Genomic DNA, 25084 nt, shown 5'->3' with positions numbered 1-25084 from the left:
GGTTTTAGTAGAGGGGCCGTTATTCATCTGCATTATTAAATTCCGGTACTAATTGTTTTAATTGCTCGTGAATATCACTAGCTGAACGATTTTTACATGCGACGAGTAAATTTTCCATTTGTTGCTCCCAAACATTCTGTTCATAACGTCGGGCTTTTGCTAAAAAGAGTTTCTCAAACCCGGTGCCTAATAATTGCTCCTGCTCATGAAATAACTCTTCATGCAATTTCTCGCCTGCACGTAGACCGATATATTCAATTTTGATATCTGTGCCGACACTTAAGCCGCTGAGTTGAATCATTTGTTCAGCCAGATAGCTAATTTTGATAGCCTTGCCCATATCTAGCACATAGATTTCACCACCCGCACCTACCGCCTCAGCATTCATAATCAGCCGACATGCTTCAGGGATAGTCATAAAAAAACGCGTCACATCAGGATGTGTAACAGTAACAGGGCCACCCGATTTAATTTGCTCTCTAAACAACGGCACCACGCTGCCTGCTGAATCCAGCACATTACCAAAGCGCACGGTTATAAAAGAGGTATGTTCTGCCAGGGTGTTCAGATTCTGGCATAAAATTTCGGCTGCGCGTTTAGTCGCACCCATAATATTACTGGGATTTACGGCTTTATCTGTAGAGATTAAAACAAAGCGTTCAACATTTTCAGCCAATGCAACTTCCGCTACATTTTTTGTCCCTATTAAGTTATTAGTCACGGCTGCCAATACCTGTTCTTCTAGTAGTGGTACATGCTTATATGCGGCGGCATGAAAAATTATCTCTGGTTTTTCATGACGAATAAGTTCTTCTACCGCAGTTCTATCGACGACATCGCCCAAAATGGCACTAAGTTTTAAATTAGGGAAGCTTCTTTTTAAGGTTGAATGGATTTGATACAGGTTATATTCAGAGTGCTCATAAATAATTAAAGCTTCAGGTGTAACCCGCGCGAGTTGGCGACAAAGTTCTGAGCCGATGGATCCGCCACCGCCGGTAATTAAAATTCTTTTGCCGGATAGGCTGGATTTGATCTGCGTCCAATTCAGATTAACCGGTTCACGTCCCAAAATATCATCAATGGCTACATCTCTTAAATTACCTCTAGAAACCGTATTGGAGAGTAGCTCCTTAACTGAAGGTAAGGTTTTAAAAGGAACCTGCGCTTTCTCACAAGCCTCAACCATGCCGCGCATTTCCATATCAGATGCAGATGGGACGGCAATTAAAATAATATCAGCATTAAGTTTAGCGGTATATTCGGCAATTAAATTAGTATCAAACAATACTTGTAAGCCACGAATTGAGCGTCCTTTTTTTCTTTTATCGTCATCCACAAAGGCTATAGGCAGTAAAGAGACTTCATCCTGCAATAGGTCTCTAGCGAGCATTTCTCCAGCAGCTCCAGCGCCTACAATTAATGCACGTTGTGCAGCAGACTCATGCTTTACCCAGTCTTTATAGTAACGATAAAATAAGCGCGGAATACTTAAAAAGAGTAATAAAAAACTGGTATATAAGGGGAGTACCGAGCGTGGCATAAATGCCAGGCGATTATAAACAAATAGGCTGCCTGCGATAAAGAACACGCCCAAAAAGACCGCCTTAAAAATTCTGATTAAATCGGGTAGTGAAGAAAAACGCCATACACCTTTGTATAAACCTATATACCAGAAAATGACCGATTGACTAATAATGACATAAGGTAAATAAACTAGAGCATTGTGCAGATATTCGCTAGGGATAAGGTTTAAATCAAAACGAAACCAGAAGGCGAGTAGCCAGGCACACGCGACCATAAAAGCATCGTGGGTGACGATGGTTAAACGTGATCTAAATGCAAAATTAGTTTTGAACACTTATTGCCTCGGTAGTGGGGAATATTATATTTTTTTGAGTGGTTCGCTTCTGCGCAGTAAGAGAAATTCCAGAGCAAGTTCCTGCTTGTTCTAAGTATGGGGGCATAATTATTTTAACATTTTTGTGTTAAGGTTTTGCGTAGGATGGGTAGAGCGTCTTTTTGCGACTCGTAAGAGCTCGAAGAGAAACCCATCATTTTACGTGGGATTGATGGGTTTCACTGCGTACCTAAAAAACCGATGCTACGTTCTAGCCATCCTACAGAATTGTTAAATGTGTTTACGCAGGTACTTATACTGGCATTGAAAAGGTCGATAATCAACCAACTCCGTTTGATTCATAATCTTGTATTGTACCCTGAATACATTACAAGCTGATAAACCTGGAAGTATATATTTACCAGCTTTGAGTATAAATGGCCTTATAAAAGTGTCGTAATAGTATGCTACAATTTTCCGCTCATTCAGACATATAACTTTAATTTTACGTAAATAAAGTTTCAATAGCATTACACAATGGTATTCAAGGGATTTAATCTATGATTTTTGTAACAGGCGGGGCTGGTTTTATAGGTGCGAACTTCGTACTGGATTGGTTGGGCGAAAATGATGAGTCAGTGGTAAATATAGATAAACTCACCTATGCAGGAAATCTTGAGAGTCTGGCTTCATTGCAGGGAAATAAACGGCATATTTTTGTGCAAGGAGATATTGGTGATGCCAGTTTAATGGCTGAATTGCTGGAAAAGCATCGACCGCGTGCTATCGTCAATTTTGCAGCTGAGTCTCATGTGGACCGTTCTATCCATGGCCCCGAAGCTTTTGTACAAACCAATATAGTCGGTACATTCCATTTACTAGAAGCGATTCGTGCCTACTGGAATAAACTGGAGGGAGATAATAAAGCTGATTTCCGTTTGTTACATGTCTCCACCGACGAGGTGTATGGTTCGTTGGCAAAGGATGATCCTGCCTTCAGCGAGACCCATCGATATGAGCCTAATAGCCCGTATTCCGCTAGTAAGGCAGCCAGCGATCATTTAGTGCGCTCGTATCACCATACTTATGGCTTACCGGTATTAACCACTAATTGCTCGAATAATTATGGTCCTTATCATTTTCCTGAAAAGCTAATTCCCTTGATTATCGTTAATGCGTTAGCCGGAAAGACATTGCCTATCTATGGTGATGGCCAGCAAATTCGTGACTGGTTGTATGTCAAAGATCACTGTAGTGCGATTCGTCGCGTACTAGAAGCGGGAATAACCGGTGAAACTTATAATGTTGGCGGCTGGAATGAAAAGCCTAATTTAGACATTGTACATACTGTTTGCGCCTTGCTGGATGAACTAAAGCCGCGTGCTGATAAGCAAAGCTATATAGGGCAAATTATCTTTGTTACTGACCGCCTGGGTCATGACCGCCGCTATGCCATTGACGCTAGAAAGATAGAACGTGAATTAGGCTGGAAACCAGCAGAAACGTTTACCACCGGGATTCGAAAAACAGTGCAGTGGTATTTAGATAATCAGTCATGGGTGGCAAATGTGCAATCAGGTGCGTATCGTGACTGGCTGGAAACAAACTATCAGGGTTAGGCTAAGTGAAAATACTTTTATTAGGAAAAAATGGTCAGGTAGGCTGGGAGTTGCAGCGTAGCCTGGCGCCTCTGGGTGAAGTGCTTGCTTTAGATAGACACAGCCAAGAGTATTGTGGTGATCTTGCTAACCTCTCCGGGTTAGCAGACACAGTGAGGCAGTTCAAGCCTACTATTATAGTCAATGCAGCAGCCTATACTGGCGTAGATAAAGCAGAAAGTGAAATAGAGTTAGCTCAGACTATTAATGCAGATGCTCTGGCTATTCTGGCGCAAGAAGCCAAATCATTAGATGCCTGGTTGGTGCATTACTCCACAGATTATGTTTTTGCTGGCGATGGTACCATCCCTTGGCTGGAAGATGATGCAACGGGCCCCTTAGGGGTTTATGGCGCGACTAAACTAGCGGGTGAGCAAGCCATACAACAGTCAGCATGTAAGCATTTAATTTTTCGCACTAGTTGGGTGTATGGGGCGCGTGGTAATAACTTCGCCAAGACTATGCTACGCCTCGCAGCAGAGCGTGATAGCCTGACGGTTATTAGCGACCAGATTGGCGCACCGACTGGCGCAGATTTACTGGCTGATGTAACCGCTCATGCCTTACGTACGGTTCAGCAGCAAGCTGAATTAAGTGGCCTGTATCATTTGGTAGCACGTGGAGAAACGTCATGGCACGGCTATGCGAGCTATGTGATCAAAACAGCACAAAGCATGGGACAAGATTTAAAAACTAGCCCAGGCTCTATTGCTCCTGTCCCTACCAATGCTTTCCCTACGCCAGCGAAACGGCCCAATAATTCGCGCATGAATACTAAAAAACTGCGTACTAATTTTAACCTGACTCTTCCGCATTGGCAGTCAGGGGTAGAAAGAATGCTGATTGAGTTTTTAGAAAAATAAGCGCTAAATCAAGATTGCTACAACGGAATATAAAACCAGGAACAGTTAAAATGAAAGCTGAAAAAATTTTAGTCACAGGTGGAGCGGGATATATTGGCAGTCATGCCTGCGTTGAGTTATTACAGGCAGGATATGATGTTATCGTTATTGATAACTTATCTAATAGTAAGCCTGAGTCTCTATTGCGCGTGGAACAAATTACCGGTAGAGCCTTGAGTTTTGTCGAAGCTGATATTCGTGATAAACAGGCTTTGAGTGATATTTTTACTCAGCATGATATTTATGCTGTTCTGCATTTTGCAGGTTTGAAGGCCGTAGGTGAGTCATGCGTTCAGCCCATAAAGTACTATTATAACAATGTGTATGGCACGCTAGTATTAACCGAAATGATGCAGCAGCATGGCGTAAAAAATATCATTTTTAGCTCATCCGCTACAGTTTACGGAGAACCGGATACGGTTAAATATACTGAGGACTTGCCTGTGTATGGTGCAACGAATCCTTATGGTAAGTCGAAAGCGATGGTGGAAGACATTCTTCAGGATCTTGTTATTGCAGATGATTTATCCAGTCAGCCGCTCCACTGGAAAGTCATTTTATTACGCTACTTTAATCCGATTGGTGCGCATATCAGTGGCTTGATTGGTGAAGATCCTAATGGTATTCCCAATAACTTAGTACCTTATGTTTCGCAGGTAGCGGTGGGTAAGCTGGAGCAGTTATCGGTATATGGTGATGATTATCCGACTATAGATGGGACCGGGGTGCGCGATTATATCCATGTGGTTGATCTGGTAAAAGGTCATTTAAATGCCCTGCAGGCTTTAAAAAATTCTTCTGGCTGTAAGGCCTATAATTTAGGTGCAGGTAAAGGCTATAGCGTATTGGAAATTATTGCTGCTTTTGAGCGTATCACTGGAAAATCCATTAATTATAAAATTGTTGCCCGCCGTACTGGGGATGTTGCTGAAAATTATGCAGATCCAGGTCTGGCTTTACGTGAGCTTAACTGGCAAACAGAAAAAAGTCTGGATGATATGGTGGCAGATACCTGGCGTTGGCAAAGTTCAAACCCAAATGGATACGAATAGAAAACATGGCTATTGAAATAGAACGTAAATTTTTGCTCGCGAATGATAACTGGCGCCCTTTAGTATCAAAATCAATTGTCTACAGACAAGGCTATTTAAATAGTGATGAACACAGCTCGGTCAGGGTCAGAGTGAGTGATGATACCGCGAAGTTAAATATTAAAAGTGCGACCATCGGTGCAACACGTCAGGAATATGAATATGATATACCTGCAGAAGATGCGCATGAACTGCTGAGTACCTTATGCCAGAAACCTCTGGTTGAAAAAACAAGACATATTGTTGTAATTAAGCAACATACATGGGAGATTGATGAGTTTTCTGGTGAAAATCAAGGCCTGATCGTCGCAGAAATAGAGTTATCTCAGGAAGACGAGGCGTTTGAGAAGTTTGACTGGGTAGGGCAAGAGGTCACAGAAGACGTACGTTATTATAATAACCAGTTAGCAAAACAGCCCTATACGAGCTGGTAGTCGTATCTTTTTTGCAACAAATGTTGCAAAAAAGTGAATTAGCAATTATATTGTCACTATGAAACAAATAATTGCTATTTTTCTTTTTACCGTATTGAATTTAATGCCTGCTGTTGTTAGCGCGGATACATTAAGGCTTGCTGTGCAAAAAATTGAGTCTGAATGGGCAAATATTCACTACAATGTTGCAAAAGAGCAACAGGAAGCGGCTTATCAGCTTTTGCTTGCAGAAGTTAAAGACTTAAACAAACAATATCCAGATCAGGCTGAGTTAATTATCCAGCAGGCTATTATTGTTGCCAGTAATGCAGATAATATCGATGCATTTAGTGCGCTGGAAGCTATCAATCAGGCCCGAGAATTATTATTGCTTGCAATACAGCTAGACCCCAATGCCTCCGAAGGTGCTGCCTTTGTTACATTAGGTTCGCTGTATTATATGGTCCCTGGCTGGCCTATCGCTTTTGGTGATAATGATAAGGCTAATGCTTTGCTTAAGAAGGCTTTAGCTATTAACCCAAACACTATTGATGCTAACTTTTACTACGGTGATTTTCTCGCGACCTTGGGTAAACGGCAACAAGCACTAACCTATTTTAAGCGGGCTGTGGCAATTCCTGTCAGAAAAAATCAGGTGTTTGCTGATACACAATTACTTAAGCAGGCAGAATTAGCCGTGCTAGAAAACAGTCAGGTTATCGCGGCTAAATAAAATTAGCTTGCTACCTGGCATCCGAAATATATTCACACTCATAGCGAAAACTTTCAAAGATATTGCACAGTGATTGTTGGGCTTCGCAAGCTCAGCGCCAACCTACATATTAAGCATTGGCATCAAATTATTATCCTAGAGTTCAGGTGGCCTGAGCTTGCTACCTGGCTTCCGAAATACATTCACATTCATATCGCAAAACTTTCAAAGATATTGCACAGTGATTGTTGGGCTTCGCAAGCTCAGCGTCAACCTACATATTAAGCATTGGCATCAAGTTATTATCCTAGAGTTCAGGTGGTCTGAGCTTGCTACCTGGCTTCCGAAATATATTCACATTCATATCGCAAAACTTTCAAAGTGTCTGACCAGTAATCACTGGTCAGTCCGGATTTTAGTTTAAGCTCTGATAAAAACTCTTCTGGCTGTGTTAATGACGCCCATACCGAAGGTAAAAAAGTCCCCCGTTTATTGCCTTCCTGCATAATCAAGCCGTCGGTTCCCGGGCGCAACTGCCGAATTAAATCTTCCTCTGAATAAAAGCTTATAGCTTCTGCAGGGCTTAGAATAGATATATGAATGTCTAAGCGTGGATATTCCGATGCTGTAAGCGGTGCAAAACGCGGATCTTTAAAGGCAGCTGCAAAAGCATTTTCAGCAATATCTACTACCAGTGGGCGCATAGCCTCTAACATTCCTATACACCCTCTTAGCTGCTGATTAATTTCGAGTGTCACAAAGCTTGCGCGTTGTGCCTGTATATCTGGCGCGTAGTCTTCGCTGTTAATGGCTAATGCGTGGCCCCGTTGCAGGCCGTAAGCAATAGAGTCTTTGGCAACGTGCAATAATTGCTGTTGCAGCGATTTAGTTAATGACATAAGCACCATACCCCACTACGCGTTTTTTATCACCTGCAGTATCGCCTGAATTTCTAAGGTCGATGGTTTCAATCTGCAAGGACTTCTTTTTTGCTAGAGCCATAAGCCCACTGATGGGCAAGCGTCCACAGGCACTGTCATCGTCTAAATGCTGATAATCGAGTTGCTCGATTTGTTGGCTGGTTTGCCGATCCAGGTCTTGCGCAGTCGCATAATCATGAAAATGACTGAGGTCTGAACTAATCACGATTAGGGAGATGGAAAGAAATAATCATCCAAACGAAGTAAGCTTGTGTCTCAATAATTTATAATAATGAATTCTGAATTTATTCTCACACTAGGCAGATAAGCTTGTTGATATTAACAGATAGCATTATAGGTTGGATTATAAATACAGCCCATCGTTTAAAAGGCTCGGTACGTCGTATATTCATGGCTGAAACGGTGGAGCTACTAGGCTCAGGTGGTGCAAGTATTGCTGAAGAAAAACTAGGATGGAATAGAGGCACTATCCGAAAAGGACAATATGAACTTGAAACTCAGCCCATAGAAGATAATTTTTCAGCGAGAGGGCGTAATAAAAGTGAAGAGCATTTTCCTCATCTACTTGATGACATAAAAAAAATTGCTGAACCGGAGTGTCAAACGGATCCCTCTTTTAATTCCTGTCGATTATATACCCGGCTAACGGCTAAAGAAGTTAGAAAACGTTTACTGGAGATTGATTATTACGATGAAAAAACATTACCTTGCTCAAAAACTATCAATACAAAATTAAATGACCTGAGTTACCATCCAAAAAAGGTACAAAAAACAAAGCCTCATAAGAAAATCAAGGAAACGGATGCAATTTTTGAACAAGTTCATTCAGTCAATGGAATGGCAGATATCAACCCAAAAGAGATTCGTATATCAATTGATGCCAAAGCAAGAATGAATATAGGAAATTTTTCACGGGGAGGACGAAATCGGGTTTTAACAAAAGCAGAGGATCATGATTTAGATGTTAAGGAAAAGTTAACTCCTTTTGGTTTTTATCTGCCTGAACATGATGATTTTTTCCTTTTCTTTACAGCAGGCTATGCCAGCAGTGATTTCATCGTTGACCGATTGGAAGAAATTTGGCCAGAAATTCAAGAAAAATATGGAGTAGATATTCTGACAATTAACGCTGACAATGGTATGGAGAACAGTAGCTCCAGAACTCAGTTTATAAAAAGGCTTGTGGAGTTTGCTGAAAAAAGCAACATAAAGATAAAACTGGCCTACTACCCTCCTTATCATAGTAAATATAACCCAATTGAACGAGTATGGGGAGCCTATGAAAATCATATTAGTGGCGACATAATGGATACAGTTGAAACAACTTTAAAATTTGCCAAAAGTATGACCTACAATGGCAAAGCACCTATTGTTAAATTAACAGAAAAAATATATGAAACAGGAGTAAAGGTAGGTAAAAAAGCAATGAAGACGTATTATCAGTTTGTTGACCGAATGCCATCGTTGGAGAAATGGTTTTTGACCATTTCTCCTGGTTGTTCTGGATGATTATTTCTTTCCATCTCCCTTAAGGTATCATTGAGACCATAAAATAGTTCAAGTACCTGACTGATTTGTTCGGGTTGACACTCGCCTGCCACTACTGGAATCAACTGAAATGAATCCAGAGTTGTTTGTAAAAAAGGTAATTGTACTTCCAGGCTATGTTCCAATTCATGCGCCTGATCCAGGTAGTGAATAAAGTCATAACTATCTAAAGAACTGATTGCTTCAGTGTCTAATGGAATCTCGCCTAAAGGCGTTTTAAATGCAGTAGCACTTGAAAGAGCCAGGCCAGTAACGCGTACTCTGTGAGAAGGGCCTAATAAAACCACGCGTTTGATAACATTACGCCTGGACTGTAGGCGAGCATAGGCACTTGCCGCTATTTCTCCTGAATAAATATAGCCAGCATGCGGAACGATAATAGCTAGTGGTACTTTATCTACAGGGGGTACCTGTTGCAGGTAAGCAGAAATAATGGATTTTAATTGTTTAGGGTTGTCCGGATAAAACGAGCCGGCAACTGCTGGTTGGCGTATCATGATTCTCCTTCTTGTTATGCTTATTTTACTCACTGTATAAGCCAATTAGTGATAAATTACAAGTTCCTGAACAGAGATTTTTAACAAACAGTGTTGGGAGGCGTTATGCAGACTAAAGACGAAACAGGAACTGTAGTGGCCACTCGCTACTGGCATGACCGGGGTGATGGCCGTATACAATGTGATTTATGTCCCAGGTTTTGTAAACTACATGCCGATCAGCGCGGCTTATGTTTTGTGCGCAAAAACCAGGATGGGCAAGTTGTCATGACCAGCTATGGTAGATCTAGTGGTTTTGCCATAGATCCGATTGAAAAAAAGCCGCTTAATCATTTTTACCCGGGGTCTTCGGTATTTTCCTTTGGTACCGCAGGCTGCAACCTTGCGTGTAAATTTTGTCAAAACTGGGATATTAGTAAATCTCGTGAAATGGACTCAATCATGAGTGTCGCAGGGCCTGAACAAATTGCTCTGAAAGCATCCGAACTTGGATGTAAAAGCGTAGCCTACACCTATAATGACCCGGTGATTTTTCATGAATATGCCATTGATACAGCGATAGCTTGTCGTGAATTAGGTATCAAATCAGTCTCAGTTTCAGCGGGCTACGTATGCTCTGAACCCAGAGCTGAGTTTTATCAAGTGATGGATGCAGCTAATATAGATTTAAAGGCGTTTACCGAGCATTTTTATCACAAGATTACCGGTTCTCATCTAGCGCCCGTGCTAGATACCTTGCTTTATTTAAAACATGAAACATCGGTCTGGCTAGAATTGATGACGCTGATCATTCCTGGCGAAAACGATTCGATACAAGAGCTGGAGAAAATGACCCAATGGGTGGCAGGCAATCTGGGCAGTGAGGTGCCTATGCACTTTACAGCGTTCCACCCTGATTGGAAAATGCTGGATAAGCCACCTACGCCGATCGCTTCATTATTAACAGCTCGAGAAATCGCATTAAAAAATGGCGTGCATTATGCCTATGTAGGTAATGTTCATGACAAGGAAGCAGGTAGCACTTATTGCCATAACTGTGGGCAGTTATTAATAGGGCGCGACTGGTATCAGTTATCTGAATGGAATTTGTCTGAAACGGGCGCGTGTATATCTTGCGGAGCTCAATGTGCAGGACATTTTGCAGCTATGCTTGGTGACTGGGGTGCTAAGCGCCGAGCTGTTCATATATAGGGCGGAAGTTTACAAGGTTATGACAGGATCATGGTTTGTCTAGCGAAGATAATTTACTCTCGGCAAAGGTTCAAGATCCAAGTCTTTTTCCAGCATTTATCAGATTAGGCCTATTTACTGTCGTTAACTATTCGCTGGCTCAAAACAGCTATAAGCGGGCATTCAACAACTTTTAGCCAAGATAAAAATACGCGTTTAAAGATATTTTTGATAAGATTAAACCGTTGCGTTTAGCTAGAGCCATGCTTGAAAACTCAAACGCTGAATATTATTCGTATCTGTTTATCTTGTATTAAACGCATGTTATCTCGTTTAGAGTTACTAGGCTTAAGCCTGTTTCTTGATTGATAACGACTGTTGAAGTACAAGATAACTAGACCGAGACAATCACTTGTTGGACGAAGCCGCTATCGCGGCAGAAAAACCCATTTACGGATACACTCCAATATGTACTCATTGTCGAGTATGATAATTGGAGTTTACCATGAATACGATAGAACAAACTCATTTTGAAAAGCTATATAACCGTCACCTTCGTGCTTTAAAATTACGCGGCATGAGTGATGCAACCATTGATAGCTATGCTCGTGCTGTGCGCAGAGTCACTGAGCACTTTGATTGCTCACCGGAAAGACTCAGTACTGAACAGCTTGAAGTCTATTTTGCTGAATTGGTTGAATCTCATTCCTGGAGTACCGTTAAAATCGATCGTAATGGTCTCCAGTTTTTCTGGCAATATGTCCTTAAAAAGGATTGGCAATGGATTAAAATCATCAAAGCCCCCAAGATACAGACACTGCCTGATATTCTGGCGGTTTCCGAGGTAGAGCAACTGATTGCGGTGACCTACAAACTACGTTACAAAGTCTTTTTATTAGCAACCTACTCAATGGGCTTGCGCCTGGGTGAAACGCTTTCTTTGCAAGTCGGTGATATTGATGCAGAGCGCAAACAGGTACATATTCGCCGGGGCAAAGGGCATAAAGACCGCTTTGTGCCATTACCTGATTTAACATGTTATGCATTGCGTGACTTATGGCGTAAACACCGTAATCCAGTCTGGTTATTTCCGAGTGGAACCGGCTCAATGGAGACCCTTCAAAATGCCACAACACCAATGGATCGAGGCGGCGCTCAAGCCGCGATGAAAGCGGCTCTTAAAGACTGCGGGATTAAAAAAAAGCCTCCATTCACACGCTGCGTCATAGCATAGCCACGCATCTTCTGGAACAAGGGTAAAGCCTGATTCATATTCAGCACTTGCTCGGCCATGCTAGCCCGACCACGACAGCTCGCTATGCTCATTCCACGGAACTGACAGAAAAGGATACTATCTCAGCCATTAATCAACTGACTAATACCTTATCAACAGGTTTCAGGAGTCAGTCATGATCCCCCTTGTCACGATTATTGAGCATTATGAAAGCAGTTTTCACAAAAAATACTCGACAAAATTATTGCCTGGCCATTTAAAAGCTATCTCTGCGATAAAGCGTTGCCGCACGGCACTCTCAGGTGAGTTCCATGTGCAATATACAGGATGCGGTCACTCTGAATGGCACCCTAAATCCTGTGGATATCGTAGCTGTCCCCAGTGTCAAAACCATGAAGCGTCGGAATGGCTGATGCGTCAGCAAAAGAAACAACTTCCGGTTGACTATTATATGGTGACCTTTACGCTCCCTGCTCAATTGAGAGCGTTGACATGGCATCACCAGACAATCATTTATCAGCTGATGTTTCTCTGTGTCAGTAGCACATTAAAGGATTTTGGGCTCAACCCCAAAAACCTCGGGGCTGAAATAGGCATGACGGCCGTATTGCACACGCACAGCCGCAGACTGGATTATCATCCGCATATTCATGTCATTATTCCGGGCGGCGGGATCAACAAAGCTAAAAGGCAATGGATAAAAACCAAAGGCAAATACCTGTTCAATGAGTTTGCCCTGGCTAAAGTCTTCCGTGCCCGGATTCTGGACGGACTGAATGCAGCAAAGCTACCGATTCCCTGCTCAATGCCAGAAGAGTGGGTCGTCGATTGTAAACGTGTCGGTAATGGTGAACCTGCTTTAAAATATTTATCGCGTTATTTATATCGCGGGGTGATCAGTGAGAAGAACATCATTGCAGATAACAATGGCAGGGTCACCTTTCGGTACACAGATGGCGACACAGGCAAGACCTTAACCCGATCTCTGAAAGGAGAGGATTTTTTATGGCTGGTTCTGCAGCATGTCCTGCCTAAAGGATTTCATCGTGTCAGAGATTATGGTTTTTTACACAGCAATGCAAAGACATTACTGAAACTAGTACAGCTAGTCCTGCGTGTTGTTATTCAGTTACTGGCACCTAAACCAAGGCTCGTTGTTAAATGCCCTCATTGCCAGGTTCCCATGCAGGTCATCAGCTTTAGGCCACCAGAGCCAGGATAAATAAAATGGATCATAAACCCCCAATTCACAAACAGAGAGAATAATTTATAACATAATGATATAGCCGTATTTTTTTTTGCAGTATAGAATGCAAAGGCGGGAGCTTGCCTGAAGGAAAGTGATGATCCGTATTAAGGCCAGGAGCCAAAAAGATATTTGCTTATTATAAAGCGTTTACCTCATCCCGGGCTTGTCCAACACGGGATAAGATTGTGGTGCGCTTCGCTTACACAATCTATCCTTATTCGTTATATTTTAAAGAGGGAGCTATGACTCAGTGGTTACTACAAAGGCTTTTTGAAGCTAAAGAACAACCAAAACCAACCTTTGCGATTCAAGGTACAATTAATTGGATGAGAGCATTATCTGAAATAATCAACAGTGATGAATTCTCAAACGAGAAAATAAGTAATGTTTATAACAAAGTTCAGCGTCGCCCAAAAAATGAAAAAGCTGACACCCTCGCTTTTGAAAATATGCTCATGGCATATCATAATTTAGCTTCCTTAAGTTCTTTGGATAAAGAAATTTCACATAAGTACGATGTGGTTCGTTCAGCTATAGTCTCATGGTATTACGCTACATATTTTGCAGCGAGTGCTATGGTTGCTGCTTCATCAGGTTCAAAACAAGAAACCCACTCTGCAACGGCTAAAGTATGGCATTCTGATTTCGCAGAAAGAGGATTGTTGCCATACCCATTCAATTTATGTCTTTCAACTCTTGTGCTGAAAGAAGTAAAAACCAAAATAAAAGACCTTCGGAATGGTAATAGTTATGACTTGAGTATCTATTCTAGTAATGTAGAGGAAGCCAAAGGTGCATGTATTAGTTATTTAAATGGAACTGCTGATTATAAAAAATGGGAAGTTGAAGAGCGAGTTAAGGCTTCAAAAGATTTTAAAAAACTAGGTGTTGATAATTTTAGAACTAAAGCAGCTCAAATATTACGTGATGAAGCTTTAAGTAAAGGACAAGTGAACTTTCTATTTCAAGCGTTTAGGTATCGGGGTAAAGCTAACTATAGAGATTCAATATTTTTATCGTATGGAAACAGCTATGAAGAGAAAATTGGACCTTTCATTCATGATTTACGAGATGTGACAAAAGCATTTATTCAAATGGCTGCTTTTTATTGCAAAAAACGAGTTGTAAAGGAAGACTGGGAATTGTTTATTAAAGATCTAGAAGAAAATACACGTTTATCTTTACCAGTCAATGAAATCGAAATATAATCGGGTAAGAGCTGGTTTCTCTCCAGCTCTCCCCACACCACTCTGCATGCGGATCCGCACAGGGCGGTTCATTAGCCATTTGGATAATGGAACTTTACCCACTGATCTTTAACAGACACTAACCCTTGTGCTTTTAGCCAGTCATTATTAAGACCCATTTGCACAGCCTTGGTTTTCGCTAACCGATAATACCCTTTTGAACTCAAGCCAATATAAATCGCCAGTTTGGTAGAGACTCAGACCACCTGATCTCGCGGAAATTACTTTGACCCGAGTTTAAAAATCATCCTTAAATTAGTTCGCGGAAATTGGGTTTCTGTGGTATTGAGCTCATTACATAGTTTTAGTATTGCCTCATCATAACTTCGATTAGCCAAATGATGTAACCGTATCGTTAATGTCCCTTGTTCATGGTCTGTAATCAGATCTGCCTCACTACAATAAATTGCACGCAATAGGCTGCGCACTTCATCAGGGGGCGAGTGAGCGTTTCTCTTAACAGATTGGCCATGGCCGTTTCAGAGCGATAAGCAATCATTTTGATAGTGTCTATGAAATGTTTGCTTTGGGTGCTGAGTTGTTCAAATTGATCTTTCTCAGGTAAATCTTTCACTTTAATGTGATGGGCTACCCGTTTGCGCTGTTCTTTAAGCGTCTTGATCTGTTCCTGAAAGGCTTCAATCTCTTCCTAGCACTGCCTATTACCCATAAATCATGACACACAATATCACCCGCCTTCCAGCAGCAAGAACCCTGCACACAAAAGCTGCAAAGCTGCGTACCCTCGCCACATGATTTGATGACCGGGCGGGGGATCTTTTTTCCGCCCCAGATGTCCTCCAATTCTTGCTACCAATTGTACAGCTTCACCTAGTAACAAAGGGGGTTTTAATCTTTTTTTTTGCGTAGGCGTGCAGGGTACGCAATTCAACATCAGAAAATAATATTTCAGCAGGAAGCTCAGGCGTTTCTCTACCCAGAAGCGTCATGAGCATGATCCGCCAGGCGATAACCAGATTGATACCAATCGCCCGACGCAACCGCTCAGCCGTTTCATGAGCAAGATCGTCAATTTTACAGCCTGATTTTAGCACACGATGCCAGTCTTCAATTCGCCAGCGCAACGTATACCAACGCAAACACTTTTCAATGTCCTTTGCGGATTCAATTTTAATCGTTGTCAGTAAAAACCACTCGACGGCCTTTGTGCCTTGAGGCGGGTTTTCTTCTAGCGCATGGATAAGCTGTATTTCAACCGGCTCTTTGTCATGATAATAGCTGGGAGCAGGGAGTTGTATGGCTAAGTGACGCAATGCCAGTTCTGCCCGCCTTCCTGGTCTTGCTGCTTTGGCTTTTTGCTTGCTTTTTTTAGGCCGGGCACTTTGCTGGGGAACATTGACGCTAACTCGACTTTGTACTCTGGTTTCACGAATGGCTGCGAACAGCTTGAAGGGGGATTCATTAATATTACGGTCGTGCTGAGCACGAATAAGCAGTTCAACACAGGGATTTTTTCTTTGTTCATCAAACAATTCAAAAAAATCAGCTTCCCGGTCACAGACATTAATCAGTTGTGTTTGCGGCATGGTGGCCGCTAATTCAACCAGGTCACGGTGGTGCTCTATCCAGACAAAGGTCTTTTTTTCTTCAATCGGTATTTTTGATGGTTTACGTTTGTCATCGGGCAATCGGGGGTGCGGAGCAATACACTGTGCTTTTAGGACGCCCAATGGCAATCCGTTTGGCGCAATGGCGAAGCTTGAGTGTAAAGTCAGTCCTTTGGTTTTTGCACCGGTCTGGTTGGCTTTCAACTCCCCTAAACCACTGCATTTATCCAGGTTTGTGTAGTTGAGTTCACTGCCATCTTGCAGGCATAGCACCGTTTTTTGCCCCATCATCCGTCGCGCTGTCCGTTCGCGGTGAGGTTGCAAGATATTTTCCAGATTAACGGCTGAGCCTTCTGGCTGGTCAATCATGCGATAGTAGGCCTTGGTGGCGGGCCAGTCACCTTCAACTGTCCCTGAGAAGGCACTGCCAGGGTTCTGGGCTTTTGCATGAGCGACGTTGACGAGTCTTTTGCTTAATCGTTTATCACCCAGTGGCGCACCGCCAAATTCATGTTCGGCCCATTGCGCAGCATCCAGTCCTTCACTGATAGTCAGTGCGCCCAGACCTGCATTGGCTGATAATCCCAATTGTTTCCTGAAAGAGGTGTCGAGTGGGTACATATAAATCGTTTTTTGACTTAATGTCGAGTCATTATGCCGGTCCTGGCGTCCCCGCCCTTTGGTTTTTCCGATGGCCAACCAGTTTGAAGCCTTATAGCAGGTGCCCGAATAGTGCTCGGTATCAACAAAGCTTTCAATGAGCAAGGGTGAGTATCCATACTGCCGGTTAAAATCTTTTGCTATCGTTGCCATGCTCATGCCTAGTACTTTCGATGCCAGGTTTTTGCAGTTGACACTGGGACGGATCAAAAAACGACTCATCCCGACGATCATATGGAGCTGTGCTTGATGCTCTTCTTGATTCCAGCCTATCCATTGATCGCGGGCGGATAATTGCAAAGCCGGCGCGGCATACCCAATCCCTCCTAACCAGCCATGCTCGGAACGAATCAGGTAGCGCATTTGCCTGCCCACCAATATTGCTGCTTTCAGGTAGTGTTCTGTAAGCATCAGTTCATTCCAGGTTCGCATCTGATCTGCCTCTTGTACTAGTACCAATTCAAGCGCTGCAATGTGCCTGACTTCATCGGGTACATCAACAGGATGTGGTACGGAGTCCGTTAAACGGCGGGGTGATTTTGTGCCCGTTTTGTGTTGCACCCTGGGTAGCTCAAAATGCCCCGATGATTCTAGATCACGGAGTGCTTTCAGGCAGCCACTGGTTTGCATTTCCCCACGTGCATCGTGAAATTCAAAGTGTGTACAGACTTGTTTGGCTAAATCGCTTCTATGTGCAACCCCCCCCTTGCCTTCCAGTAATTGTTTGATGTATTCTATATTGCTTGATAAGGAGAGTGTTCGTTTGATTTGGTTTTGTTTATTCATGCCTTATAGCATGCAATAATTATTCTTGATTGTCCAGCTGTAATTTATGGGTAATAGGCAGCGCTAGCTACCTGATTATGTGTTGCGCCATGCGAGTGGGGATGATACCAGTGGGTGCCTGATGCACCAATATCCCCTAAGCGAAATTCATAATTGGCATCTCCCACCTGCTCATTAACACGCAAAAAACGACAATCTGCATCGGCATCATTTTCTCTGGCTTTAAAATCCGCCTGCGGCATAATTCTGAGGATGATATTGTCTGAAATAGAGCCGTCTGGGTTGGAGCCAGGACGTACATGTAAACCATGCGTATGCATGTTGGTCGTATGCACTGAATGCACGCCATTGGTATGCTCACCTAGACACCAGTCATCTTGAGGGTCTTGCGGAATATCATCTGTACTAACGCCTTTGGGTAAAGCGGCAGGGTCAGGGTAGGGGCCTACAAAGCTTTGTCCTGCATCCAGACCTAGTAAATTACGCAGCTCCAGATAATATGTTGAATCTCCGGGCATACGGATAGTAGGGCCTGGAGTAATACCGCCATAGCTGAATAATAAAGGCCGCACATTTTCAAAGCCGGTCCCCGTGATTGCAATAGGCGATGCATTTTCGACTACGGTTAAGTTCAGTTGCTTACCAGGCCAGTCATCAGGTCGCCATACCCAAGGCTCTGACCAGGTATCAACTGCGCTATCCGGATCGAAAGCGTTTAGACTAGATACGCGGGGCATCGGTCGCATGCCAGACTCTGAGTCTGCGTCGCCAGCTTCGGCAGATACTTTCGCGCTCTCGCTAAGGCTTGTAGCTGCAAAGGCCGTTACGCCTAGAGCGGTTACACCTACGCCTTTGGCCGAGGTAAGAATAAACTCACGCCGACTATACTGGCTTAGTTCAGGTGTAAGGTCGAGGTCTTTTTCTTGTTGTTCGGAGATGGTTTTTTTAGTCATTATAATAACTCCTCTGCTATTTCTAGCATGATGCACTTAAGTTTGGAAATGTTGACCAAATTCTCTGTTTTAAACTGAGTATTTGTAACCGCTTCCATTTCGGCATATTTTGACTTTAGGGAGATGGAAAGAAATAATCATCCAGAACAACCAGGAGAAATGGTCAAAAACCATTTCTCCAACGATGGCATTCGGTCAACAAACTGATAATACGTCTTCATTGCTTTTTTACCTACCTTTACTCCTGTTTCATATATTTTTTCTGTTAATTTAACAAGAGGTGCTTTGCCATTGTAGGTCATACTTTCGGCAAATTTTAAAGTTGTTTCAACTGTATCCATTATGTCGCCACTAATATGATTTTCATAGGCTCCCCATACTCGTTCAATTGGGTTATATTTACTATGATAAGGAGGGTAGTAGGCCAGTTTTATCTTTATGTTGCTTTTTTCAGCAAACTCCACAAGCCTTTTTATAAACTGAGTTCTGGAGCTACTGTTCTCCATACCATTGTCAGCGTGTGTGTCAGAATATCTACTCCATATTTTTCTTGAATTTCTGGCCAAATTTCTTCCAATCGGTCAACGATGAAATCACTGCTGGCATAGCCTGCTGTAAAGAAAAGGAAAAAATCATCATGTTCAGGCAGATAAAAACCAAAAGGAGTTAACTTTTCCTTAACATCTAAATCATGATCCTCTGCTTTTGTTAAAACCCGATTTCGTCCTCCCCGTGAAAAATTTCCTATATTCATTCTTGCTTTGGCATCAATTGATATACGAATCTCTTTTGGGTTGATATCTGCCATTCCATTGACTGAATGAACTTGTTCAAAAATTGCATCCGTTTCCTTGATTTTCTTATGAGGCTTTGTTTTTTGTACCTTTTTTGGATGGTAACTCAGGTCATTTAATGTTGTATTGATAGTTTTTGAGCAAGGTAATGTTTTTTCATCATAATAATCAATCTCCAGTAAACGTTTTCTAACTTCTTTAGCCGTTAGCCGGGTATATAATCGACAGGAATTAAAAGAGGGATCCGTTTGACACTCCGGTTCAGCAATTTTTTTTATGTCATCAAGTAGATGAGGAAAATGCTCTTCACTTTTATTACGCCCTCTCGCTGAAAAATTATCTTCTATGGGCTGAGTTTCAAGTTCATATTGTCCTTTTCGGATAGTGCCTCTATTCCATCCTAGTTTTTCTTCAGCAATACTTGCACCACCTGAGCCTAGTAGCTCCACCGTTTCAGCCATGAATATACGACGTACCGAGCCTTTTAAACGATGGGCTGTATTTATAATCCAACCTATAATGCTATCTGTTAATATCAACAAGCTTATCTGCCTAGTGTGAGAATAAATTCAGAATTGATTATTATAAATTATTGAGACACAAGCTTACTTCGTTTGGATGATTATTTCTTTCCATCTCCCTTAGTCCTAATTTTTGTATTTTTCAAGTTTGGCGTAGATAGGCAGCATAGAGCTATGGTGAATATGGATCTTTACCTGGTTGTTAACGCGCTTTAAACTAGAAAAATCAGTTGAATGCGGATTTATATTGCAAGTTATTAAATTAATAAAATATTTTCAAAAAATCTTAGATTCACCCGTAGGTTAAGACCACCTGAACTCTAGGATAATAACTTGATACCAATGATTGACATGTAGGTTGGCGCTGAGCTGGCGAAGCACAACAATCACTGTGCAATATCATGTTGGGCTTCGTATACTCAGCGCCAACCTACGCACTTTAGTATCATCTAATTATCTTGTGAAAGCGGTAAGCTTTTGATTTCTTTATGTCGAGATCAGGTGCTCTGAGGTTAATCGAGCATTTTTTGGAAGTGCTGTGGAATCAAGAGCGTGTGCTAGAAACCGTGAGCAACTGATTTTTCCAGGTTTAACGTATTCATTAGCCAATTTCGAACCTTCAAATTGTACCTTCGGTTACCAGGCGGTGTTTAAACATGATACTCTTGCAGATACCGTGAATTTACTGAAAAAAGCGCTTTAGGCACACCCATTATGAAACAACTACATAAAAAAGACTTATTTGGCTGGTCTGAATTCAATCAAGAACGCAACTTGGACTTTCATAGCGTGCTTTGGGTACGTGAACAGGGAAATGTGCTGATAGATCCACTTCCTCTGTCAGATCATGATCTAAAGCACCTGCAAGCATTAGGCGGTGCGAGTATTATTGTGATTACCAATAGTGATCATAGTCGTGATGCAGCAAATATTGCCGCACAAACTGGGGCTAAAATTTTCGGCCCAGCGGGTGAGCAGGATAATTTTCCAGTAAGTTGTGAGCACTGGATATCTGATAATGAGGAAATTGTTCCGGGGCTTATTGCTTATCAGCTTGAAGGCTCTAAAACTCCCGGTGAACTTGCTTTAATATTAGAAAATACTACGCTAATAACTGGCGATTTGATCCGTGCGCATATTGCGGGGGAATTATGTCTGCTGCCTGATGCAAAGCTGGCAGATAGAGATCTGGCTCTGCAATCAGTAGCGCGTCTTGCCAATCTATCGGCTATAGAAACGGTATTAACCGGTGATGGCTGGCCTGTGTTTAAAGGCGGGAGTAAAGCATTAAAGTCTATGCTTGAAGCCTAAAGCCCTAACCCTGTCCACCAGTAAACAATTGATAAGCAGGGTTTTCAGTTTCTTCTGTATACACAAAACCCAGAGCATCAAAGCATGATCGTAAAGTTGCCTGCTCGGATTTTTCGATTTGCACACCCAGTAATACCCTGCCAAAAGCAGCGCCGTGGTTGCGATAATGAAATAGGCTGATATTCCATTGACTGCCTAAAGCACTTAAAAAGCGCAGTAAAGCACCGGGCCGTTCGGGGAATTGCAAACTATAGACCACTTCATTTAACGCGCAGGGGGCATGCCCTCCCACCATATAACGTATATGCTCTTTTGCCAGTTCATTATGCGTCATATCGGTGACAGAAAAGCCTTTATCTTGCAGTTGTTTCATTATTTCAGGTTTATCAGCATCAATACCATTACTGGAAATACCGGCAAATATTTGCGCCGACCCCGAGTCAAAATAGCGGTAGTTAAATTCGGTAATGCTGCGCTTGCCTAATAATTTACAAAACGCTAGAAAACTACCAGGCTGCTCAGGAATGCTGACCGCCAATAGTATTTCCCTATGCTCACCAACCTGGGTTCGTTCAGCGACATAGCGCAAGCGGTCAAAATTAATATTTGCTCCGCTTTCAATCGCAACCAGGCTTTGGCCACTGACTTTTTCTCTTTCTATATATTTTTTTAAACCCGCGACAGCCAATGCGCCTGCGGGTTCTGATACTGAACGGGTATCATCGAAAATATCCTTGATGGCTGCACAGATTTCATCGGTATTAACCGTCACCACTTCATCAACGAAATTCTTGGCGAGACGAAAGGGTTCTTTGCCAATCTGCTTCACGGCCACGCCATCGGCAAACAATCCTACCTGTTTTAAGGTGACACGTTTATTCGCTTTTAAAGCCTGGTTTAAACAATCCGCATCATCCGGTTCGACTCCGATTATTTTAATTTCCGGACGTACAAATTTAGCATAAACAGCGATACCAGAAATTAAACCACCGCCGCCAACCGGCACGAAAATGGCTTCAATGGCATCCGTTTTCTGACGCAGTATTTCCATTGCCACTGTACCTTGCCCAGCAATAACGTCAGGATCATCATAAGGGTGCACAAAAGTCAGCTGTTTTTGTTCTGCTAATTCAAGGGCATGCTCATAGGCATCATCAAATGAGTCGCCAAACAGAACCACTTTTGCCCCCCATGAGCGCACTGAATTTACTTTAATTTCAGGCGTGGTTTCGGGCATAACAATCAAAGCTTTAATGCCGAGTTTACTGGCAGATAAGGCCACGCCTTGCGCATGATTGCCCGCTGATGCGGCAATGATACCCTGCTGTTTTTCCTGCTCACTTAAATGGACAATTTTATTATACGCACCGCGAAGTTTAAAAGAGAAAACGGCTTGCAGGTCTTCGCGTTTTAAATAGATCTGATTATTAAAGCGTTTCGATAAAGCCGGTGCGTAGTCAAGTGGGCTTTCAGTGGCCACATCATAAACTTTGGCGCGTAATATTTTTTCTATGTATTTTTGGGTCATGGGCTAAGATGCTATAATCCGAACTCAAATATTATCCCATACTCTTTGCTCTGTAATGCTATTATCCTGCCCGGCCCGAATCCCCCTATTATTAGCCATGAATATTGGTTTTCTGCCACCCCGCAACGGAATGAATCGCTAACGCTATGGATACCTCAGTCATACAAAATATCTCCTGTGTGATCATCGCAAAAAATGCGGCTACGACACTCAAAAATACGCTGGATTCATTGAACAACTTTAATGATGTTGTGCTCTACAATAATGGTTCTACAGATAGCACAGAAGACATTGCACTAAGCTACCCTAATGTAAACCTGGTTCAGGGTGAGTTTATCGGTTTTGGCCCAAGTAAGAACAAAGCAGCCACTTATGCAAAAAATGACTGGGTACTTTCGCTGGATGCAGATGAAGTATTATCCAGTGAGTTCATTGGAAATCTAAGGCAGACTACATTAGATGAAAGCTGTGTTTATACAATTTTGCGTGAGAACTACTACCAATCGACTAATATAAAACATTGCTGGGGTAAGGATATTCTCGCCAGAATTTACCCTAAGCATAAAACGGCATTTACTGATAAAGAAGTACATGAAAGTATTAAGACCGAAGGTTTTAATACTCAAGCGGTTAATGGCACGATCAAACACTATCCTTATGCCACTATTTCCGATTTTATTATCAAGCTGGATCGGTACTCAAGCCTCTACGCTAAAGACAATATCGGTAAAAAATCATCCAGCCCATTAAAAGCAATTTGCAATGCCCACTTTGCATTTTTTAAAACCTATGTTTTAAAACGGGGTTTTCTCGATGGATACCCGGGATTACTCATCGCTTTTTCGCATATGGCCACGACTTTTTATAAGCAGTTGAAGCTCTATGAAATTAATAAAAAGCATCCGTCATGAATATATTAGTCACTAGACACGACAAAATTGGTGATTTTATAACCACCTTGTCGATGTTAAAGATTTTGAAGGCTAATACCGACCATCGGGTGATCGTATTGGTTGCTAACATTAACTATGAGCTGGCAAAGTCAATAGACTATATAGATGATGTTATTCTTTACACTCAGGATTCCTGGAAGCTTAGCAAAGAAATTCGCCAACAGAATATTGAAGTCAGTATTTCCTGTTTTATTGATAATCATCTAGGATGGCTGTTATTTTTATCGGGCATAAAAACCCGAATTGCGCCGGCAACAAAATTAGCTCAAGTCTATTTCAATAAAACCCTTAAACAAAAGCGCAGCCAGGTAACAAAAACCGAATGGCAATATAATATTGATTTACTTAAGGTATTATTGCCAGATATTACGGAGCAACTGGAAAGGCCATTTTTAGTTTTTGATCAGCAGTTAACCGATTCGCCGCACAAAACAATCGCATTCCATCCGGGCTTTGGTGGAAGTAGCGAAGGTAATTTAACACTGGACGATTACTTAAGGCTTGCAAAATTTATTGCGAATAAACAGGATGTCCAGGTAGTTTTTACTTTTGGGCCAGATGATGGCGACAGTAAGGCTTATATCGAAACGCATATAGATTTCCCTGCCGAGTTAATCGACTCAAAAATGCCATTAGTGGATTTTTGCAAGTTGATCGCTACATTTGATGTATTTGTCAGTACCTCAACAGGGCCTATGCATCTGGCCGGTGCTTTAAATATAAAAACCTTATCATTTTTTGGCGATAGCTTGTTTGCCAGTTCTAAACGATGGGCAACCATCAGCGACCCTGAAAAACAGGCCAACTTTGAAGTGCCGCTTAACTATGCGGAAGAATTTTACCGCTGCGTCGAAAATAAGTTACAGGAACTTTGTGCTGAAATCTAAAATGATACAAATTCGTCTCAAACTAAACAATCAGGATTCAAATGTCGACAGTAGCAAATGATTTTACTGATGTTCTACAAGAACACCAGCAGCTTATTAACCAGTTAACTGGCTATAAGCCACTAATTACCGCCGCGTCCAAGCTGATTATCAGTACCTTGATATCCGGCCATAAAATCCTGCTCTGTGGTAATGGCGGGAGTGCTGCTGATTGTCAGCATTTTGCTGCCGAACTGGTGATTCGTTATCATAAAAATCGCCGCGCCTATCCAGCCATTGCTTTGACAACAGATACTTCAATTCTGACCGCACATCCTAATGACTTTAGCTTTGATAGCCTGTTTTCTCGTCAGGTCGAAGCGCTGGGCGCTGAGGGCGATTGCTTAATTGCCTTTTCGACTTCTGGCAATAGTGAGAATATTATTCAGGCGAGCATCACTGCAAAACAGCAAGGTATGTCAGTGATTGGTTTGATGGGCGGTGACGGTGGGCACTTAAAAGCACAGGTTGATATGCCGATTGTTATTCCATCGACAACCACGGCGCGTATTCAGGAAGCACATTTGATTATTTACCACTGGTGGTGCGAAATGGTAGATGAAATCGAAAATGATTGAGGTC

General features: G+C 42.2%; 23 protein-coding genes and 1 pseudogene. 14 read left to right on the top strand and 10 right to left on the bottom strand.

Annotated features, from left to right (window positions below):
- Nucleotides 1–19: 19 nt before the first annotated feature.
- Nucleotides 20–1801: a polysaccharide biosynthesis protein gene (locus ACQY3F_RS21040; RefSeq protein WP_428357768.1), complete on the bottom strand. Its 1782-nt coding sequence runs from the start codon at nucleotides 1799–1801 to the stop codon at nucleotides 20–22.
- Nucleotides 1802–2400: 599 nt separating this feature from the next.
- Between ACQY3F_RS21040 and rfbB the strand changes: the two genes are divergently transcribed.
- Genes rfbB through ACQY3F_RS21015 form a run of 5 tightly spaced genes read left to right on the top strand, consistent with a single transcriptional unit; the run spans nucleotide 2401 to nucleotide 6637 of the window.
- Nucleotides 2401–3459, top strand: a complete 1059-nt coding sequence (gene rfbB / locus ACQY3F_RS21035) for a dTDP-glucose 4,6-dehydratase (RefSeq protein WP_428357051.1) — start codon at nucleotides 2401–2403, stop codon at nucleotides 3457–3459.
- 5 nt (nucleotides 3460–3464) lie between these two features.
- Nucleotides 3465–4361: a dTDP-4-dehydrorhamnose reductase gene (gene rfbD / locus ACQY3F_RS21030; RefSeq protein WP_428357050.1), complete on the top strand. Its 897-nt coding sequence runs from the start codon at nucleotides 3465–3467 to the stop codon at nucleotides 4359–4361.
- A 50-nt stretch (nucleotides 4362–4411) separates the two neighbouring features.
- The gene (gene galE, locus ACQY3F_RS21025) at nucleotides 4412–5452 is read left to right on the top strand and encodes a UDP-glucose 4-epimerase GalE (RefSeq protein WP_428357049.1); all 1041 of its coding nucleotides are present in this window, start codon (nucleotides 4412–4414) and stop codon (nucleotides 5450–5452) included.
- Between the two features lie 5 nt (nucleotides 5453–5457).
- On the top strand, nucleotides 5458–5925 hold the full coding sequence (locus tag ACQY3F_RS21020) for a CYTH domain-containing protein (protein ID WP_428357048.1): 468 nt from the start codon (nucleotides 5458–5460) through the stop codon (nucleotides 5923–5925).
- 58 nt (nucleotides 5926–5983) lie between these two features.
- Entirely contained in the window at nucleotides 5984–6637 is a 654-nt protein-coding gene (locus tag ACQY3F_RS21015; protein WP_428357047.1) for a tetratricopeptide repeat protein, read from the top strand.
- A 311-nt stretch (nucleotides 6638–6948) separates the two neighbouring features.
- Here the strand turns inward: ACQY3F_RS21015 and amrA are convergent, their stop codons facing one another.
- Nucleotides 6949–7515: an AmmeMemoRadiSam system protein A gene (amrA, locus tag ACQY3F_RS21010; RefSeq protein ID WP_428357046.1), complete on the bottom strand. Its 567-nt coding sequence runs from the start codon at nucleotides 7513–7515 to the stop codon at nucleotides 6949–6951.
- Nucleotides 7502–7771 (bottom strand): annotated as a pseudogene (gene amrB / locus ACQY3F_RS21005) (AmmeMemoRadiSam system protein B); the annotation flags it as partial. The pseudogene amrB (ACQY3F_RS21005) and the gene amrA, both read right to left, overlap by 14 nt.
- A gap of 98 nt (nucleotides 7772–7869) precedes the next feature.
- Here amrB (ACQY3F_RS21005) and ACQY3F_RS21000 point away from each other — a divergent pair.
- Nucleotides 7870–9066 (top strand): ISAzo13 family transposase, encoded by a 1197-nt coding sequence (locus tag ACQY3F_RS21000; RefSeq protein WP_428352931.1) that lies wholly within the window; start codon nucleotides 7870–7872, stop codon nucleotides 9064–9066.
- Here the strand turns inward: ACQY3F_RS21000 and amrB (ACQY3F_RS20995) are convergent.
- Nucleotides 8997–9602: an AmmeMemoRadiSam system protein B gene (amrB, locus tag ACQY3F_RS20995; protein ID WP_428357044.1), complete on the bottom strand. Its 606-nt coding sequence runs from the start codon at nucleotides 9600–9602 to the stop codon at nucleotides 8997–8999. The genes ACQY3F_RS21000 and amrB (ACQY3F_RS20995) overlap by 70 nt on opposite strands.
- 105 nt (nucleotides 9603–9707) lie before the next feature.
- Here amrB (ACQY3F_RS20995) and amrS point away from each other — a divergent pair, with 105 nt between their 5' ends.
- The 4 genes from amrS (at nucleotide 9708) to ACQY3F_RS20975 (ending at nucleotide 14463) form a co-directional block, all read left to right on the top strand.
- The gene (gene amrS / locus ACQY3F_RS20990) at nucleotides 9708–10793 is read left to right on the top strand and encodes an AmmeMemoRadiSam system radical SAM enzyme (protein WP_428357042.1); all 1086 of its coding nucleotides are present in this window, start codon (nucleotides 9708–9710) and stop codon (nucleotides 10791–10793) included.
- Nucleotides 10794–11277: 484 nt separating this feature from the next.
- Nucleotides 11278–12006, top strand: a complete 729-nt coding sequence (locus ACQY3F_RS20985; protein ID WP_428357041.1) for a tyrosine-type recombinase/integrase — start codon at nucleotides 11278–11280, stop codon at nucleotides 12004–12006.
- Between the two features lie 175 nt (nucleotides 12007–12181).
- Complete coding sequence (locus ACQY3F_RS20980; protein WP_428357040.1) at nucleotides 12182–13228, top strand: IS91 family transposase; 1047 nt, start codon at nucleotides 12182–12184, stop codon at nucleotides 13226–13228.
- A 269-nt stretch (nucleotides 13229–13497) separates the two neighbouring features.
- Nucleotides 13498–14463, top strand: coding sequence for a hypothetical protein (locus tag ACQY3F_RS20975; RefSeq protein WP_428357039.1), 966 nt, complete (start codon nucleotides 13498–13500; stop codon nucleotides 14461–14463).
- A 260-nt stretch (nucleotides 14464–14723) separates the two neighbouring features.
- On the opposite strand, the gene ACQY3F_RS20970 is transcribed toward ACQY3F_RS20975, so the two are convergent.
- The 5 genes from ACQY3F_RS20970 to ACQY3F_RS20950 form a co-directional block, all read right to left on the bottom strand.
- The gene (locus tag ACQY3F_RS20970) at nucleotides 14724–14930 is read right to left on the bottom strand and encodes a putative transposase (protein ID WP_428357037.1); all 207 of its coding nucleotides are present in this window, start codon (nucleotides 14928–14930) and stop codon (nucleotides 14724–14726) included.
- The gene (locus tag ACQY3F_RS20965; RefSeq protein WP_428357766.1) at nucleotides 14885–15145 is read right to left on the bottom strand and encodes a putative transposase; all 261 of its coding nucleotides are present in this window, start codon (nucleotides 15143–15145) and stop codon (nucleotides 14885–14887) included. The genes ACQY3F_RS20970 and ACQY3F_RS20965 overlap by 46 nt, the downstream gene beginning before the upstream one ends.
- A gap of 184 nt (nucleotides 15146–15329) precedes the next feature.
- Complete coding sequence (locus ACQY3F_RS20960; protein ID WP_428354400.1) at nucleotides 15330–17516, bottom strand: IS4 family transposase; 2187 nt, start codon at nucleotides 17514–17516, stop codon at nucleotides 15330–15332.
- 44 nt (nucleotides 17517–17560) lie between these two features.
- A complete protein-coding gene (locus ACQY3F_RS20955) occupies nucleotides 17561–18469 on the bottom strand; it encodes a hypothetical protein (protein WP_428357036.1) in 909 nt (302 codons plus the stop codon).
- Nucleotides 18470–18606: 137 nt separating this feature from the next.
- A protein-coding gene (locus ACQY3F_RS20950; RefSeq protein WP_428357035.1) for an ISAzo13 family transposase occupies nucleotides 18607–19802 on the bottom strand; the annotation gives its coding sequence in 2 pieces (ribosomal slippage) (nucleotides 18607–18995 and nucleotides 18995–19802; 1197 coding nt in all).
- A 696-nt stretch (nucleotides 19803–20498) separates the two neighbouring features.
- On the opposite strand from ACQY3F_RS20950, the gene ACQY3F_RS20945 reads away from it, so the two are divergent.
- A complete protein-coding gene (locus ACQY3F_RS20945) occupies nucleotides 20499–21095 on the top strand; it encodes an MBL fold metallo-hydrolase (protein WP_428357034.1) in 597 nt (198 codons plus the stop codon).
- Between the two features lie 4 nt (nucleotides 21096–21099).
- On the opposite strand, the gene ilvA is transcribed toward ACQY3F_RS20945, so the two are convergent.
- Nucleotides 21100–22623 (bottom strand): threonine ammonia-lyase, biosynthetic, encoded by a 1524-nt coding sequence (gene ilvA, locus ACQY3F_RS20940; protein WP_428357032.1) that lies wholly within the window; start codon nucleotides 22621–22623, stop codon nucleotides 21100–21102.
- A 146-nt stretch (nucleotides 22624–22769) separates the two neighbouring features.
- Between ilvA and ACQY3F_RS20935 the strand changes: the two genes are divergently transcribed.
- Genes ACQY3F_RS20935 through ACQY3F_RS20925 form a run of 3 tightly spaced genes read left to right on the top strand, consistent with a single transcriptional unit; the run spans nucleotide 22770 to nucleotide 25080 of the window.
- Nucleotides 22770–23534, top strand: a complete 765-nt coding sequence (locus ACQY3F_RS20935) for a glycosyltransferase family 2 protein (RefSeq protein WP_428357031.1) — start codon at nucleotides 22770–22772, stop codon at nucleotides 23532–23534.
- The gene (locus ACQY3F_RS20930) at nucleotides 23531–24463 is read left to right on the top strand and encodes a glycosyltransferase family 9 protein (RefSeq protein ID WP_428357030.1); all 933 of its coding nucleotides are present in this window, start codon (nucleotides 23531–23533) and stop codon (nucleotides 24461–24463) included. Before ACQY3F_RS20935 ends, ACQY3F_RS20930 begins: the two co-directional genes overlap by 4 nt.
- A gap of 41 nt (nucleotides 24464–24504) precedes the next feature.
- Entirely contained in the window at nucleotides 24505–25080 is a 576-nt protein-coding gene (locus ACQY3F_RS20925) for a D-sedoheptulose-7-phosphate isomerase (protein ID WP_428357028.1), read from the top strand.
- The last annotated feature ends 4 nt before the right edge of the window (nucleotides 25081–25084 follow it).

The sequence above is a fragment of the Methyloprofundus sp. genome (assembly GCF_965251085.1).
Taxonomy (GTDB): Bacteria; Pseudomonadota; Gammaproteobacteria; order Methylococcales; family Methylomonadaceae; genus Methyloprofundus.
Note: the sequence above shows the minus strand (reverse complement) of the source record. Positions and strands in the feature narration are given on the sequence as shown.